This is a genomic window from Antrihabitans cavernicola (genome assembly GCF_008297975.1).
In the GTDB taxonomy this organism is placed as follows: domain Bacteria; phylum Actinomycetota; class Actinomycetes; order Mycobacteriales; family Mycobacteriaceae; genus Antrihabitans; species Antrihabitans cavernicola.
Genome location: NZ_VLNY01000004.1, coordinates 410,962 through 426,669, shown reverse-complemented (window position 1 = coordinate 426,669; position 15,708 = coordinate 410,962). Strand labels below are relative to the sequence as shown.

14 protein-coding genes are annotated in these 15,708 nt (G+C 66.0%); all 14 read right to left on the bottom strand.

Translation table 11 applies throughout. The annotated features are described in order from the left end of the window. Positions 1 to 34 precede the first annotated feature (34 nt). The gene (wag31, locus tag FOY51_RS11825) at positions 35 to 940 is read right to left on the bottom strand and encodes a DivIVA-like cell division protein Wag31 (RefSeq protein ID WP_149430406.1); all 906 of its coding nucleotides are present in this window, start codon (positions 938 to 940) and stop codon (positions 35 to 37) included. A gap of 102 nt (positions 941 to 1,042) precedes the next feature. Beyond that, positions 1,043 to 1,345 (bottom strand): YggT family protein, encoded by a 303-nt coding sequence (locus FOY51_RS11820; RefSeq protein WP_149430405.1) that lies wholly within the window; start codon positions 1,343 to 1,345, stop codon positions 1,043 to 1,045. Between the two features lie 89 nt (positions 1,346 to 1,434). Further along, positions 1,435 to 2,082 carry a cell division protein SepF gene (locus FOY51_RS11815; RefSeq protein ID WP_149430404.1) on the bottom strand — a complete coding sequence of 216 codons (648 nt, stop codon included), beginning with the start codon at positions 2,080 to 2,082 and terminating at the stop codon, positions 1,435 to 1,437. A gap of 116 nt (positions 2,083 to 2,198) precedes the next feature. Then, the gene (locus tag FOY51_RS11810) at positions 2,199 to 2,930 is read right to left on the bottom strand and encodes a YggS family pyridoxal phosphate-dependent enzyme (RefSeq protein WP_149430403.1); all 732 of its coding nucleotides are present in this window, start codon (positions 2,928 to 2,930) and stop codon (positions 2,199 to 2,201) included. Further along, on the bottom strand, positions 2,927 to 3,661 hold the full coding sequence (gene pgeF, locus FOY51_RS11805; RefSeq protein WP_149430402.1) for a peptidoglycan editing factor PgeF: 735 nt from the start codon (positions 3,659 to 3,661) through the stop codon (positions 2,927 to 2,929). The genes FOY51_RS11810 and pgeF overlap by 4 nt, the downstream gene beginning before the upstream one ends. Beyond that, positions 3,658 to 4,836: a cell division protein FtsZ gene (gene ftsZ / locus FOY51_RS11800; RefSeq protein ID WP_149430401.1), complete on the bottom strand. Its 1,179-nt coding sequence runs from the start codon at positions 4,834 to 4,836 to the stop codon at positions 3,658 to 3,660. The genes pgeF and ftsZ overlap by 4 nt, the downstream gene beginning before the upstream one ends. Before the next feature lie 229 nt (positions 4,837 to 5,065). Further along, positions 5,066 to 5,812, bottom strand: coding sequence for a cell division protein FtsQ/DivIB (locus tag FOY51_RS11795; protein ID WP_149430400.1), 747 nt, complete (start codon positions 5,810 to 5,812; stop codon positions 5,066 to 5,068). Continuing rightward, positions 5,809 to 7,335, bottom strand: coding sequence for a UDP-N-acetylmuramate--L-alanine ligase (murC, locus tag FOY51_RS11790; RefSeq protein WP_149430399.1), 1,527 nt, complete (start codon positions 7,333 to 7,335; stop codon positions 5,809 to 5,811). Before murC ends, FOY51_RS11795 begins: the two co-directional genes overlap by 4 nt. A gap of 27 nt (positions 7,336 to 7,362) precedes the next feature. Beyond that, positions 7,363 to 8,496 carry an undecaprenyldiphospho-muramoylpentapeptide beta-N-acetylglucosaminyltransferase gene (gene murG, locus FOY51_RS11785; protein WP_149430398.1) on the bottom strand — a complete coding sequence of 378 codons (1,134 nt, stop codon included), beginning with the start codon at positions 8,494 to 8,496 and terminating at the stop codon, positions 7,363 to 7,365. Beyond that, complete coding sequence (gene ftsW, locus FOY51_RS11780; protein WP_149430397.1) at positions 8,493 to 9,995, bottom strand: putative lipid II flippase FtsW; 1,503 nt, start codon at positions 9,993 to 9,995, stop codon at positions 8,493 to 8,495. The genes murG and ftsW overlap by 4 nt, the downstream gene beginning before the upstream one ends. Further along, on the bottom strand, positions 9,992 to 11,446 hold the full coding sequence (gene murD, locus FOY51_RS11775) for a UDP-N-acetylmuramoyl-L-alanine--D-glutamate ligase (RefSeq protein ID WP_235916261.1): 1,455 nt from the start codon (positions 11,444 to 11,446) through the stop codon (positions 9,992 to 9,994). Before murD ends, ftsW begins: the two co-directional genes overlap by 4 nt. Before the next feature lie 4 nt (positions 11,447 to 11,450). Next, positions 11,451 to 12,530, bottom strand: coding sequence for a phospho-N-acetylmuramoyl-pentapeptide-transferase (mraY, locus tag FOY51_RS11770; protein ID WP_149430396.1), 1,080 nt, complete (start codon positions 12,528 to 12,530; stop codon positions 11,451 to 11,453). Next, the gene (locus FOY51_RS11765) at positions 12,531 to 14,024 is read right to left on the bottom strand and encodes a UDP-N-acetylmuramoyl-tripeptide--D-alanyl-D-alanine ligase (RefSeq protein ID WP_149430395.1); all 1,494 of its coding nucleotides are present in this window, start codon (positions 14,022 to 14,024) and stop codon (positions 12,531 to 12,533) included. Beyond that, complete coding sequence (locus FOY51_RS11760; protein WP_149430394.1) at positions 14,021 to 15,589, bottom strand: UDP-N-acetylmuramoyl-L-alanyl-D-glutamate--2,6-diaminopimelate ligase; 1,569 nt, start codon at positions 15,587 to 15,589, stop codon at positions 14,021 to 14,023. Before FOY51_RS11760 ends, FOY51_RS11765 begins: the two co-directional genes overlap by 4 nt. Positions 15,590 to 15,708 lie beyond the last annotated feature (119 nt).

The following is a 15,708-nucleotide window of genomic DNA, read 5'->3' as shown; positions in this document are numbered from 1 at the left end:
TTCACCCCGGCAGTAGGCCGCTCAGGCCGTTCCGCTATTTGCTCCCCTTGGCATAGGACTGGCTGTGGTTGCTGGTCGAGGACACATCCTGACCGAAGGCGTCGCCGCCGTCGACCGGAACAGCCGAACCACGGTTCTCGAGCTCCTCGAGCTGCGATTCCAGGTACGACTTCAGGCGCACCCGGTATTCGCGCTCGAACGTCTTGAGCTGCTCGATCCGACCTTCCAGCACCGTGCGCTGCTGGTTGATGGTCGCCATGATCTCGGTGTGCTTCTGCTCGGCATCGGCCTGCAACGCATCGGCCTTTTCCTTCGCCTGGCGCAACTGCGTCTCGGAGCGAGTCTGCGCATCCGCGAGGAGCGCCTCCGACTTCTGCCGTGCGTCGGTGATCATCGCCTCGGAACGCTGGCGGGCATCGCCGACCAAACGCTCGGAGTTGGTGCGAGCGTTCGTCAGCAGCGACTCGGACTCGGACTTGGCATCGCCGGTGAGCCGGTCTGCCATTTCCTGAGCGAGACCCAGCACCTTGGCGGCCTGGATGTTGGCGTCTGCAGGTGCTGCAGACGCCTGCGGTGCTGCGGCGGCCAGCGGCGCGACGACAGGTGCCGGCGGCGGGGTCGGAGCGGGGGCAGGCGCGGGCGCTGGCGCCGGCGGCTTGGGAGTTTCGGCGATCCGGGACACCGGTGCGGCTGCAGCGGCTCCCGCTGCTGCACCGGTGACAGCGCCGCGGCCGTTGCCGCCGCGCTTCTTCACGTCGGACAGCTCCGAATCGAGCTCCCCGACGCGCTGACGGAGATCGGCATTCTCCTCGATGAGGCGAGTCAGCTCTTGCTCGACCAAGTCGAGGAAGGCGTCCACTTCGTCTTCGTTGTAGCCACGCTTGCCTATCGGCGGCTTACTGAACGCGACATTGTGCACATCAGCTGGAGTCAGCGGCATGGAAGGATCCCTTCACGCGTCATTTGGCGGTAGAGCAAGCATTCAGTTATAGCGCATCCTGCTGAGTGGCGAACCGTCACACTGTAACTAGCGTCCATTCTGTCACACCAGACCCGCGGGTTGCGCAAGTCTCTGCACAATCGACATCAGAATGAAGACGACGAAGAGCAGAACCATGATCGACAGATCCAACCGAACACCGCCGAGATTTATCGGTGGGATCAGCCGCCGCAGCAGCTTGACCGGCGGATCGGTGACCGTGAACACCGCTTCGAGGATGACGACGACGATTCCCGTCGGCCGCCAATCCCTGGCGAAGGTGCGAATGAACTCGATGATGATGCGGCCGATGAGTAGCAACCAGAACACAAAGAGAACGAAGTAGAGCACCGAGAACAAGGCCACCTGCTCACTCTGCCTGAGATTCGCCGGACGATCAAAACGAATGCCCAGTGTGAACTGGGCAATCGAGGGTGATCGTTCGGCTTCCAGGGCTATTTCTGGTTGTAGAAGCCGGTTTCTGCGATCCGGCGCCGCTCTTCGGCGGACACGTCGATATCTGCGGGTGAGAGCAGGAACACCTTGGTAGCGACCTTGTCGAACGAGCCGCGAAGCGCGAACGCCAGGCCCGCGGCAAAGTCGACGAGGCGCTTGGCATCGGCGTTGCTCATCTCGACCAGGTCCATGATGACCGGCGTGCCGTCGCGGAACCGCTCGCCGATAGTCCGGGCCTCGCTGTAGTCCCGCGGCCGCAGCGTGGTGATCTTGGACAGCGTGCCGCCTTCGTCGAAGAGCGACGGTCGACGCGTGTCGATCCGCTCGTCGACTCCGGTGTCCATCGCCAATGCGCCACGGGTTGTCCCGCGCACACTGGCTGCGGGCCCCGGGCGCGCCGTGCGAGTGCCGATCGGTTCCAGGCGCGGTGCGCGACGCGGCGCGTCATAGCCGTCCTCGAACTCTTCGCGCCTGCCTGCGTAGCTGGGCCGCGGCGCGGCGGGCTCCGCGTACTCGAGGTCGTCGAGTTCGCCATAGGACGGTCGAGGCGCGCGACGCGGCGGCCCCGGATCGTCCAAGTAGTCGTCTTCATAGTCCTCGAGCGGAACCATGCCGAAGTAAGCCTTGAACTTGTGCATCGTGCTCATTGATCGACCTTCCTTGGCACGGCGGGCGATGTGCGTGAATCCTTTTGCCTTGCAAATGATCTGCCTGCGAAAACGTCCGGCGGATGTTTCTGCTGTGACTGATGGGATCCGTTGTGCTAACTCGAGGTTATCGGCCGCGAACCCAACAACGCGGTACCGACACGCACGCACGTGGATCCGTGTTCGACGGCGAGTTCCAGATCACCGGACATGCCCGCCGACAACTCGATCGCGCCGGGATGTTCGGCCGTGAGAGCCGAATGCAGTTGTGCGAGTTCGGCGAACGCCCGTCCGGGGTCGGCTCCGAGCGGCGGAATTGCCATCACACCACGCAACTCGAGATCGACGGCAGCCGCGACCCGGTCAGCCAACGGAAGCAGATCCGCACCGACCACGCCGCCGCGGTCGGGATCGCCATCGAGGCTCACCTGCAGCAACACGCGCAGCGGCTCCGTCCGAGTCCCCGCGTCCACCTCGGCTGTGACGGCTCTGTCCAGAGCCGACACCAGTCGCGCACTGTCCACCGAGTGGATCGCATAGGCCCACGCCGCAACCGATTTCGCCTTGTTGCGTTGCAGATGACCGATCATGTGCCAACGGATCGGGTCGTCGGCGACCGACGCGGCCAGATCCGCGACCTTGGCCGATGCCTCCTGCTCCCGCGACTCGCCGAACTCGCGACGACCGAGTGCATAGAGAATCTCGACATCCGAGGCCGGAAAGAATTTGGTGACAGGAAGCAGAGCCACATCGGCAGGGTCACGGCGCGCGGCGCGGCACGCCGCGTCGAGGCGCTCGACCAGCTGCTGCAGCGATGCCGCGAGTTCGGCGTCGCGAGTCTCGGTCATGAGCGCGCGGATGCTGCCTGTGTCGTATCCATCCAGATCACGCCCGCGATTCTGCCGGTCGTTGCTCCGCGCCGGTGACTGAACAGGGTGCGATCTTCGATGGTGCAGCGCGGATCCATCGCAACGCCGGCGACGCCCGCGTCGAGCAGTTGCTTGCGGATGCCCGCTCGGAGATCGAGTCCGGTGGTTCCGCGGACCGTCTTCGACGCGCTGCCGGGCAGGTGTCGCTCGACGTCGGCTTGCATGTGTGGCGGCACCTCGTATTGCCTGCCACTCGCCGCCGGGCCGAGAAATGCGCCGATGCGCTCGATTTGTGCACCCTGTTCGACCATCACGTCCAACACCCGCGGGACAATGCCGATGCGGGCGCCGACGCGACCTGCGTGGACAGCGGCGATCACACCTGCTTCGTCGTCCGAGAGCAATACGGGAACGCAATCTGCCGTGAGTACGACGAGCGCCAGAGCGGGAACCGACGTCACGATCGCGTCGGTAGCCTCGATCGGCTCTGCGACCGGGCCGTCGACTACGGCGATGTTGCGGCTATGGATCTGATCCATCCAGACCAGCCGATCCGGCGTCAGACCGATCTCGGTCGCCAATCGCACGCGGTTGCTCGCGACAGCAGCAGGGTCGTCGCCCACGTGATCACCGAGATTGAACGAGTCGTAGGGCGGGACGGAGACTCCCCCGGCCCGCCCTGTGACGACTCGACGAACCAGCCCGGTCACCGACGCATGAACGAGGGCACGTCCACGTCGTCTTCGGCTTCCTCGACCACCGGTGCCGTGTGGCGCGCGCTGCCCACCGGGACCGGCACCTCACCATTGCGTGACGGCTCGCGATCTCGATAGCTCGAACCGTTGCCGTTAGTGGCTTGACCGACTTCGCCTGCCCGACCGGCACCGATCGCCCCGCGGCCGATGTTGGCCTGCGATTCGACCGGCCGACGAGCGGGCGCGCCGCTGTCGAAACCTGCCGCGATCACGGTGACGCGAACCTCGTCGCCGAGCGAATCGTCGATGACCGTGCCGAAGATGATGTTGGCGTCGACATGCGCTGCTTCCTGCACCAGCGACGCCGCCTCGTTGATCTCGAAGAGACCGAGATCCGAGCCGCCCGCGATCGACAGCAGCACGCCGTGCGCGCCCTCCATCGATGCCTCCAGCAACGGCGAATTGATCGCGGACTCAGCAGCTTTCACGGATCTGCCGTCGCCGCGCGCCGAACCGATACCCATCAGCGCGCTACCGGCTCCGGACATCACGCTCTTCACGTCCGCGAAGTCGACGTTGATCAGGCCCGGCGTGGTGATGAGGTCTGTGATGCCCTGAACACCGTTGAGCAGCACCTCGTCGGCGGAGCGGAACGCGTCCATCAAGCTGACGGCCGCGTCGCCCAGCTGTAGGAGCCGGTCGTTCGGGATGACGATCAGGGTGTCGCAGGATTCGCGCAGCCCGGTGATGCCGGTTTCGGCCTGCCCACCGCGACGCTTGCCCTCGAAGGAGAACGGCCGGGTGACCACACCGATGGTCAGCGCACCCAGCTTGCGGGCGATGCTGGCGACGACGGGCGCGCCACCTGTGCCGGTGCCACCACCCTCGCCTGCGGTGACGAAGACCATGTCGGCGCCCTTGAGCACCTCTTCGATCTCGTCTTTGTGGTCTTCGGCGGCCTTGCGGCCGACATCCGGGTCGGCACCGGCGCCGAGGCCTCTGGTCAATTCGCGGCCGACGTCGAGCTTGACGTCGGCGTCGCTCATCAGCAGTGCCTGCGCGTCGGTGTTGACGGCAATGAACTCAACTCCCTTGAGTCCTTGCTCGATCATGCGGTTGACCGCATTGACGCCGCCGCCGCCGATACCGACGACCTTGATTACGGCGAGGTAGTTGTGCGGGGGCGTCATGGGCTCTCGCCTTCCTTCGATCCAAATCTGGGTGTCAACAGAGAGTTCCCTGCCGGCAGTGGCTCGTACATGGTTCCTGTCGAGTCGCAAACCCTAAACCTCAACCACAGGGTTAGCATTATGTCAAGTACTCGACTAGGACGGAACGCTATTCACCGGCCCCTCGATCTGCCAGCAGGCGCGCCGTGTCGCGGACGAATTCTTTCCAGTAACCGGAAATTCGTGCGATTTACTTGACCGTCGGCAAGTCCGGACTCGACACGTCGTAGGTCTGGCCCTGTTGCGAAAGCACCGGCAACGCGACGGCAGCCTTGCGATCGGAGTGCTCTTCGCTCCCCCACACCACGACCCGCCCGTCGAGCAGTGTCAGTCGAATATCCGAAATCGACTTGGCCGCAACCTCTCCCACCTGTACGCGCAGCGGTGGCGGCGTAGCAGCCAGCACATCGAGAACGGCCTTGGTCGCCGGATCGCCCTGCCCCGGGTTGCCGACCTTCAGGCGCGGAACTCCCGGCGGTGGCGGCTCGATGGCGTAGTCGACGCCGGTCGCGTCGAGCAGATGCGTGCCCTGCGGCGAGTCGAAGAACACAACCGGCGTGCGTTCCGTGACGGTCACCTTGATGCTCGACGGATAGTCGCGTTGCACCCGAACCTGCGCAACCTTCGGAATCTGCGCGACGCGTTTGGCCGCGGCGTTGGTGTCGACGCGCAACAGCGGTCTGCCGTCGGGCACGGCAAGTGCGGACACCACCTGCTCCTGAGGAATCGAGTGCAAGCCGAGGACCGACACCTTGCGCACCGACAGCAGCGGTGTGAAGTATGCCAATGCGAACAGTGCGATCACCACGACCACCGCGCTGATCGCCCAGACGGGCCACCATTTACGGAGACCGGTCTTGGTTTCGGTCTCGTCGGATCGGCTGCTTCCTGAACGGCTGCTTTCAGAACGACGGCGCCGATCGCGGGCCCGGCTCATCGATCCTGCCGCCCGTGTTGGGGTCGGGATCGCAATCCGTCGAGAATCTGGCTGCCGAGCATCGTCACATCGCCCGCGCCCATGGTGATCACCACGTCACCGGGTTGACTCAGACCGGCGACCTGGCGACCGACCTTCGACAGATCGGGCTGGTAGTGCACAGGTTTCGTCACCGACTGGGCCACCAAGGCGCCGCTCACACCGGGCAGCGGCTCTTCGCGCGCACCGTACACATCGAGGACAACCACTTCGTCGGCAAGATCCAACGCGACGGCGAATTCCTGTGCGAACGTCGCGGTCCGACTGTAGAGATGCGGCTGAAACACCACGATCACGTTTCCGCGCCTCGACCGCGCGCCGTCCTTCGCCTCCTGCGTGACCAGTTCCGCTGCAGCGCCGAGCACCGCGCGCACTTCGGTCGGGTGGTGGGCGTAGTCGTCGAACACCCGCACACCACGCTCACGGCCGGTGAACTGGAATCGACGGTGCACTCCCCCGAAGCCTGCGAGACCTTCGAGGATTTCGTCGACATCAGCGCCGCCTTCCCGCGCGGCCAACAAGGCGGCCAACGCGTTGAGCGCCATGTGGCGCCCAGGCACCGAGAGTCGCAACGTGCGTGGACTGCTCTCGCCCGCGAACTGGAACTGCGCGACCCCGCCGACATCGCGTGGCTCCCAACCATGGAGCCACACACCGACTTCCACGCCGTCAGCGTCGGACTTGCTCGGATCACCGCCTGCCGGCAGCGAACCGTAGCCGATCACGCGAACTCCGGGGAGCGCCCGTTTCGAGACCCGCGCGGCCAAGGCAGCCGAACCGTCATCGTCCAGGCATGCGATCAGCTGCCCACCGGGCGCCAGCCGCTCCGCGAAATCGTCGAACACCTGCACATAAGCCTCGGTGGTACCGAAGTGGTCGAGGTGATCGGACTCGACGTTGGTGACGACGATGACGTTGGGGTCGTACTGGAGTAACGAGCCGTCGCTTTCGTCGGCTTCGGCAACGAAGATCTCGCCGGTGCCGTGGTGGGCGTTGGTGCCCGCCTCGTTGAGCTCGCCACCGACGGCGAACGAGGGATCGAATCCGCAGTGCTGCAGCGCAACCACCAGCATCGACGTCGTCGACGTCTTGCCGTGGGTGCCCGAGACCAACAGCGTTCGGTGACCCTGCATCAGCGACGCCAACACCGCGGGACGCAGGATCACCGGAATGCCGCGCCGGGCTGCTTCGACCAACTCCGGGTTGTCCTTCGGGATCGCCGCATGTGTGGTGACGACCACGGTCGGTCCGCCGGGCAGCAGATCCAACGCGTCGGCATCGTGCCCGATGCGAACCACGGCGCCGCGCGCCTTCAACGACAGGACGCCCCGACTTTCCTTGGCATCCGAACCGGAGACCTGACCGCCGCGGGCAATCAGAATCCGCGCGATCCCGGACATGCCCGCGCCACCGATACCCACCATGTGAACGCGTGCAAGGTGATCCGGAAGGTCGGCGACGGCCGAATCGGTCGGCTCATTCATGATCGCTCGCGAAGGCCATGTCGGCAGTCATCCTCTCGCTACTTCCAGCACGATCCGCGCCACCTCGATCGCAGCGTCGCGATGACCCGCATCGGCGGCAGCGGCACCCATCTGCTTCAGCTTCTGCTGATCGCGCAGCATCGGGATCACGGTGTTCACCACGAACTCCGGCGTGAGGTCCGCGTCCGCGACGATTGTTCCACCACCTTGGGCAACCACCGGCTTGGCGTTGAGCTCCTGCTCACCGTTGCCGTGCGGCAGCGGGACGTAGACAGCGGGCATGCCGACCGCGGACACCTCGGCCACCGTCATCGCGCCAGAGCGGCAGATCGCCAAATCGGATGCGGCATAAGCCAAATCCATTCGGGACAGGTACGGCAACGCGACGTACGGCGCGCGATCGGTGGTTTCCGGAAGCTCGACCGAGTTCTTGGGTCCGTGTGCGTGCAAGACGGAAATTCCTGCCGCAGCGAGTTCGGCGGCAGCACCGGAGACAGCTTTGTTCAGCGACTGTGCGCCCTGCGACCCGCCGAAGACCAACAGCACCGGACCGTCGGGCGGCAGACCGAAGTGGGCGCGGGCGCCACCACGAAACGCCTCGCGATCGAGTCCGGTGATCGACGACCGCACGGGTATTCCGATGACCTCGGCGTCCGGCATCCCGGGCGCATGAATTCCAGAACCCGGAACGGCGGCCAGAACCCGCGCCGCTCGACGGGCGCCGATTTTGTTCGCGATCCCCGCCTTGGCGTTCGCCTCGTGCACCACGATCGGCACCAGTCTGCGTCGCCGGGTCGCACCCTTGCCTGCTGCGAGATATGCGGGCAGCGCGACATAGCCGCCGAATCCGACGATCACATCGGCGTCGGTTCGCTCGATCACATCACGGGTGGCGCGAACGGAATCGCGCACGCGACGCGGCAACCGAGCCAAATCCATCGTCGGCTTGCGCGGCAGCGGTACCGGCGGAATGAGTTCGAGTGGGTAGCCGCGTTCGGGGACCAGCGTCGTCTCCAAGCCGCGGGCCGTTCCGAGAGCGGTCACCCGCACCGATGGGTCCAGTCGCCGAAGAGCGTCGGCAACCGCCATAGCGGGTTCGATATGCCCTGCGGTACCACCTCCGGCGACGATTACGGACAATCCAGCATCGTCACGGCTCACCTACGAAATCCTCGCTCTCCACGCGGGTGCGGCGTCATCTGGTCGCGCCGCAGGCTCTGCTCCCGCCCTTGCCGACGGTCGTCCCGCGGGTACATTGTCCGCCCTCCGTAGGAAGAGCCACCACGCGCCTGCTGCTCGCGGGCCGCGCGGACGGCCGCACGCCGGGCTGCGTCGGCGCGAACGGCCTTCGCCTTCTCCGGCGAATACGACTCCGGCTTGGGCAGGCGAAGCAGTTTGCTGAACCGCCCGTCCTGCCCCGAATGCAGTGCCGCAATGGCTTCCGGCTCGTGTCTGGCCGCGTTTGCAATGATGCCGAACATCAGCAAGGTGATCGCCAGCGACGAACCACCAGCCGACACCAACGGCAGCTGCAGACCGGTCACCGGCATCAAACCGACCACGTAGCCGATGTTGATGAACGCCTGCGCAACGATCCACGTGGTCGCCGTCGAGGCGAGCAGCTTGAGGAACGGATCGGCCGAACGCATCGCGATCCGAATACCGGTGTAGGCGAACAGCGCGAACAGACCGATGACAACGGCACAGCCGACGAAGCCCAGTTCCTCGCCGATGATGGCGAAGATGAAGTCGTTGTGCGAGTTGGGCAGATAGCTCCACTTGGCGCGACTTTGACCGAGTCCGCGACCGAAGATGCCGCCGTCGGCAAGTGAGTACGTTGCCTGCCGCGCCTGGTAGCCGATGCCCTGCGGATCTGCACCCGGATTCATGAAGGCCTGAATTCGCGCCGACCGGTAGCCGGCCGACATGGCGAGAACGATCGCGGCAAGCGCGCCGGACGCCATGATCGCGCCGAACAGCCTGGCGGGCAGCCCGCCGAACCAGAGCAGGGCGGCGAGGATGATGCCGAGGGCGATGGTGGTACTGAGGTTGGGCTCGAGCACGACGAGGAAGCAGACGATCAGACCCGCGGGCACCAGCGGAACGACGATGTCCTTGAGCGATGCATGCTCCGTCTGACGAGACGCCAGCAGATGCGCACCCCACACGGCGAGGGTGATCTTGGCGATCTCGGACGGCTGAACGGACACGCCTGCCAGCTCGAACCAGCGGCGACCACCCTGTGCCTCGACACCGATGCCGGGTATGAGCACCAGGACGAGCGTGATCACCGACAGGACGAAGGCGGGGAACGACAACTTGCGCAGCACTCGGATCGGGGTCCGCAGCGCAACGTAGAACAGGCCCGCACCGAGCACGGAGAAAATGGCCTGCTGAGTGAACAGTGTGTAGGCCGAACCGCCGTCGGCGTACGACTCGACGCTCGATGCGGACAACACCATGACCAAGCCCAGCGCGGTCAGCAGCGTCGCGATGGTGACGACCAGATGGAACGATGCGAGCGGGCGCTGCAGCCACATGCCGAACCGAGTCCGCGGCGCCCGCGCACTCGCCGATTGCCGAGCAGCGGTGCGCTTCTTCGGCGCGCTCGTGCGTTGCTGCGACTGGCGTGGTCTGCGGGTCGGCTGCGAGATGCTCATGATGCGGGGCCGAGGTCGGCCGCAGTGAGTTCCTCGGCGGCGGCGGCGAAGGCGGCCCCGCGATGGCCGTAGCTGGCGAACATGTCGAGCGATGCCGCAGCGGGAGCCAGCAGGACGGTGTCGCCTGGCGAGGCCGAACGCGCTGCTGCACGCACGGCGGTTCGCATGATCGAGTCAGCCGAGTTCACTTCAGTCACTCCAGCATCGTCTCTCGCTGGCACCGTCACGACGGGCACATCGGGGGCGTGTCGCGCCAAAGCCTCTGCGATCTGGGTCGCATCCTGGCCGATTAGGACAGCGGCGACCAGGCGATCGGCCACTTCGGCGACCAGCTCGTCCACCGACGCACCCTTGAGCAAGCCGCCTGCCAGCCAGACGACCCTGGGATGGGCGAGGATCGACGACCGCGCGGCATGCGGATTCGTTGCCTTGGAATCGTCGACGAAACCGACGCCGGCCAGTTCTCGCACCAAGGCTGCGCGGTGCGGTCCGACGGTGTGATTGGCCAATCCGGCACCGACGGCGTCGGGAGTGACGCCGATCGAACGGGTGAGGGCGGCCGCGGCAAGCGCGTCCATGATTCCGGCGGGACCGGGCGGGCTGATCTCGTCGGCGCCGATCAACTCGGCACCGGGGCTTTCGGCGAACGCCAGATCGAGCAGCGTGCCGTCGAGCACGCCCAGCTCTCCCGAAACCGGTGTCCCAAGCCGGAATCCGACTGTTCGGCCCGCGGGCGACGTCGCGGCGAGTGACGCCGCTACCGCGTCGTCGAGTCCCACGACACCGACGTCGCCGGACAGTGCCCGCGCCTTGGCGTCGACGTAGGGCTGCATGCCACCGTGCCAGTCGAGGTGATCCTCGGCGATGTTGAGCACCACGCCTGCTGCGGGGTGTACCGAAGGCGCCCAATGCAATTGGAACGACGACAGTTCGACGGCCAGCACCTCGGCGCGCGGAGCAGTGCGACGCAGCGCGTCTAACACCGGCAGACCGATGTTGCCGCAGGCGGCATTCGAGACGTCCGCTGCCTCGAGGATGGACGCCACCATGGAGGTGGTGGTCGTCTTGCCGTTGGTGCCTGTGACCACCAGCCATTGCCGAACCGGGCCGTACAACTGCGCCTGATCGACATGCCAGGAGAACTCGACGTCACCCCAAATCGGCAACCCACGCTTCGCCGCGGCAGCGAGAACCGGCGATTCGGCACGCCAACCCGGGCTGGTGACGACGAGAACGAAGCTGTCGAGTGCACCGTCGGCGGCCAGGTCGTCGGGGACCGCCGTGTGCAGACCCAACTCCGCGGCCTCGGCGAGTGCCGCCGCTCCCCCGTCGGTAACTGTGATCGTCGCGCCGAGATCCCGCAACGGCTGGATCAGCGCCTTACCCGAGATTCCCCAGCCGGTGACCAGAACGTTCTTGCCTGCCAATTCATGCAATTGCAGTTCCGGCACGCGATCAGTCGCCGATCGCCGACAGGTATTCGCTGTAGAACAGGGCCAGGCCGATCGCCGACGCTATTGCGGCGAGCAGCCAGAACCTGATGATCACCGTGGTTTCTGCCCAGCCTGCAAGTTCGAAGTGGTGATGGAAGGGCGCCATTCGGAACACGCGTCTGCGCGACGATCGGAACACGGCCACCTGGATGACCACCGATGCCGCCTCCGCGACGAACAGTGCGCCGATGACGACCATCAGCAGTTCGGTGCGAGTGGTGATCGACAGCCCGGCGAGCAGGCCGCCGAGGGCGAGCGAGCCGGTATCGCCCATGAATATCTTCGCCGGGGCCGCGTTCCACCATAGGAATCCGATACACGCTCCTGCGCCCGCCGCACATATCAAGGCCAGGTCGAGCGGATCGCGGACGTTGTAGCAGCCCTGCGCGGGAACGGTGCCGCACGCGTTGCGGTACTGCCAGAAGGTGATGATCACGTAGGCGCCGAGCACCAGGCTCATCGATCCGGCGGCGAGGCCGTCCAGGCCATCGGTGAGGTTCACCGAGTTGGACCAGGCGATCACAACGAAGCAGCAGAAGAGGACGAATGCGATGGAACCCATTGCGACCGTGGTGACGTCGCGTACATACGAGAGGTGCGTGCTGCCCGGCGTCAGGTCGCTCCCACCGCGGAACTTCAGGCACAGGATGCCGAAGATCACCGCCGCCGCGACCTGGCCGACGTACTTGCCCGTCGCGTTGAGCCCGAGGTTGCGCTGCTTACGGATCTTGATGAAATCGTCGAGGAAACCCACACCGCCGAGAGCCGTGGTCAGCGCGAGCACCAGCAGTCCGGACACCGACGGGCCGTCCGCTTCGTAGCCGACACCGATCAGGTGCGAGCCCCAGTAGCCGGCCCAGATACCCGCAAGGATCGCGACGCCGCCCATCGTCGGCGTTCCGCGCTTCGACTGGTGACTAGCCGGACCTTCGACTCGAATCTCCTGGCCGAAGCCCTGCCGCGAGAACGTCTTGATCAGCACGGGTGTCAGCAGAATCGACACTGCAAGCGCGATTCCCGCCGCAAAGAGGATTTGTCTCACTTACGTCGCCTTCCGGGACAGCAATTCATCGGCCACCACCCAGAGGCCGATCGATTGTGATGCTTTGACCAACACCAGATCCCCCGGCTGCACCTGCTGATCGAGCAGATCCACAGCCGCCGCTGCATCGGGCACGAGTGCAGCTTCGTCGCCCCACGAACCTTCCATGACCGCACCCTGGTGCATGGCATGAGACGGCCGTCCGGTTCCGACTACGACCAGCTTGCTGACCGCGAGCCGCACCGCGAGCCGCCCGATCGCGTCGTGTTCGGTCACCGAATCCGGGCCGAGCTCGCCCATTTCGCCCAGGACGGCCCAGCTGCGACGAGGCACATCCGTCGCCCGGGACATCGAAACGAGGGCTTTCAGTGCCGCGCGCATCGAATCGGGGTTCGCGTTGTAGGAGTCGTTGATGACGGTGACACCGTCCGCGCGCGACTGCACATCCATCCGGCGCACCGACGCCGCATGTGCGGTACCGAGCGACTCCGCGATCTGCTCGAGACTCGCCCCGCATTCGAGTGCGACGGCCGCAGCGGAGAGAGCATTGCCGACCTGGTGTTCGCCATGTACCGCGAGGGTGATCGGGATCGTGCCCGCCGGGGACTGCAGGGTGAAGCTCGCTCGCGCTTCGCCGTCGAGAACCACGTCGACCGCCTTGACATCGGCATCGTCGGATTGACCGACCAACACGACGCGGGCGGTGGTGCGCGGCGCCATGGCAACGACCAGCGGGTCGTCGGCGTTCAGCACGGCAACCCCACCGTCCGCGGCCGACGGCAGAGCCTCGACCAACTCACCCTTCGTCTGCGCGATCACCTCGCGCGAACCGAATTCGCCGAGGTGCGCTGTGCCGACGTTGAGTACGACACCGATCTTCGGCGGCGCGATCTCCGCGAGCGTGCGGACATGACCGGGACCGCGAGCCGACAGTTCGAGGACGAGGAAGCGGGTGCTCTCGTCGGCGCGCAACGCCGTCCAGGGGTGACCCAACTCGTTGTTGAACGATCCCGGCGGGGCGATGGTGGAGCCGAGCGGCGACAAGACCGCAGCCAGCAGATCCTTTGTCGACGTCTTCCCCGACGATCCGGTGACGCCGACGACGGTGATGCCGGTCTCGGCGGCCAGCGCGTCGACGCTGGCACGGGCCAGCTTGCCCAATGCAGTGAGCACGGCAGCGCCGGAGCCGTCGGTGTCGTGCTCCAATGCCATTGCATTGCTTGGGGTTTCGGTCGGAGGCGTCGGCTCGACGACGATTGCCGGAACTCCGACAGGGCGCGCACCCAGTACAGCGACGGCTCCGGCCGCGACGGCTGCAGCAGCGTGCTCGTGACCGTCGACACGCGCGCCGGGCAATGCCAAGAACAGATCGCCCGCGCCGACCTTCCGTGAATCGAATTCGACTCCGCCGGTGATGACCACTGTCGGATCGAGCGCGTCGTGCAGCGTCCCGCCGACGATCGTCGCGATCTGCTGCAGCGTCATCGAAATCACTGCCGACCACCGATCTGCGCATCGATCGCCGCGGCGAGCACGTCGCGATCGTCGAATGCCTGCTTCACGCCGTGGATCTCCTGCCCTGTTTCGTGTCCCTTACCCGCGATCAGCACGACATCGCCTGCTCGAGCCCACTGCACAGCTTCCGCGATTGCTGCTGCGCGATCACCGATCTCGCGAACCTCGGCCCGCTCGGCCGCTGGAACCGCATCGGCGCCGGCGCGCACCGACGCGCGAATGGTCGCGGGGTCCTCGCTGCGCGGATTGTCGTCGGTGATGACAAGCAGATCCGCGAGGCGAGCACTCCCCTCGCCCATCAGCGGCCGTTTGCCGTGGTCTCGGTCTCCACCGGCACCGACGACGACGGCGACTCGCCCGCTGGTGTGCGCGCGCAGCGTCGTGATCACAGCTTCGAGCGCAGCAGGCTTGTGCGCGTAGTCGACGACGGCGAGAAAGTCCTGGCCGCGCTCCACCCGCTGCACCCGGCCGGGCACGTCGACGGTGGCCATCGCGGCAGCGGCGGTGGCGACGTCGACCCCGGCAGCGGCACACACGGCGACGGCGAGCAATGCGTTCGCCACGTTGTAGCGGCCGGGCAGCCGCAGCGCCATGGTGAGCGGATCGCCGTTCGATCGGAGGACCTCGAATCGTTGCCCGCCGGTCTCGACCGCAGAAATGTCACCCGCACGCCAGTCCGCCTGCGACGCGACCGACACCGTCACCGGCGTCACCGCTGCCGAGCCCGCCATGCGGACGCCCCACTCGTCGTCGATACAGATCACGCACTGGTCCGCGCGGACTGCGGAATCCGCGACGAACAGGCGAGCCTTCGCAGCGAAGTAGTCTTCGAAGCTGTCGTGGAAATCCAGGTGGTCCTGCGACAGATTGGTGAAAGCACCTATCTGGAAACGAGTTCCGTCGACCCGGCCCAACGACAACGCATGGCTGGACACCTCCATCACCACAGTGTCGATGCCTTGCTCGAGCATCGCCGCGAACATGGCGTGCAGGTTCGGCGCTTCCGGCGTGGTGAGTGCGCTGGGCACCTGACGGCCCTCGATACGCGTTTCGATGGTGCCGATCAGGCCGGGCTTACGCCCCGCCGCAACCAGACCCGCCTCCACCAGATACGCGGTGGTGGTCTTGCCCGAGGTGCCGGTGATGCCGATGACCTGCATGTGCTCCGACGGTCGACCGTAGATGGTTGCCGACGCCTCGCCGAGGACGCTGCGAGGTTGCGGAACCACCAGAATGGGGACCGTCAGAGCACCACGATCGCGGATCAGCAGCTCGCCCGCGGCGTCTGTCAAGACGGCCGTGGCACCCTGCTCGATGGCGGCGGATGCGAATTCGGCACCGTGTGCCTTTGCTCCTGGCAAGGCGGCGAACAAGTCGCCGGGTCGAATCGCCTGCGCACGAAGTTCCACACCGGTGACGCGGGACGAGTCGTTCGGACCGGGGAGCGCCAGGCGCGCGGAGATCGCTTCCGCCAGCGTCGACACGGCGGTCGACGGCGGATTCGACGGCCGGAGGGCCGGCGGTTGCTGCGACTGGACGCTCAACCTGCGCTCCTCTCGGTCTCTCGGTCTGGTTACACGGGACAGAACATGCGTCGGGACTGCACCGGACCGACGTCGAGAACATTACGGACAGATCGACGTGTCAGATTACCGGCGGGCGT

What these genes read in the sequence shown, in the direction of transcription:
- ftsZ (WP_149430401.1), bottom strand. Translation starts at nt 4,836, where the DNA reads ATGACGCCCCCGCACAACTACCTCGCCGTAATCAAGGTCGTCGGTATC.
- wag31 (WP_149430406.1), bottom strand. Translation starts at nt 940, where the DNA reads ATGCCGCTGACTCCAGCTGATGTGCACAATGTCGCGTTCAGTAAGCCG.
- ftsW (WP_149430397.1), bottom strand. Translation starts at nt 9,995, where the DNA reads ATGAGCATCTCGCAGCCGACCCGCAGACCACGCCAGTCGCAGCAACGC.
- FOY51_RS11795 (WP_149430400.1), bottom strand. Translation starts at nt 5,812, where the DNA reads ATGAGCCGGGCCCGCGATCGGCGCCGTCGTTCTGAAAGCAGCCGTTCA.
- FOY51_RS11810 (WP_149430403.1), bottom strand. Translation starts at nt 2,930, where the DNA reads ATGACCGAGACTCGCGACGCCGAACTCGCGGCATCGCTGCAGCAGCTG.
- FOY51_RS11815 (WP_149430404.1), bottom strand. Translation starts at nt 2,082, where the DNA reads ATGAGCACGATGCACAAGTTCAAGGCTTACTTCGGCATGGTTCCGCTC.
- murC (WP_149430399.1), bottom strand. Translation starts at nt 7,335, where the DNA reads ATGAATGAGCCGACCGATTCGGCCGTCGCCGACCTTCCGGATCACCTT.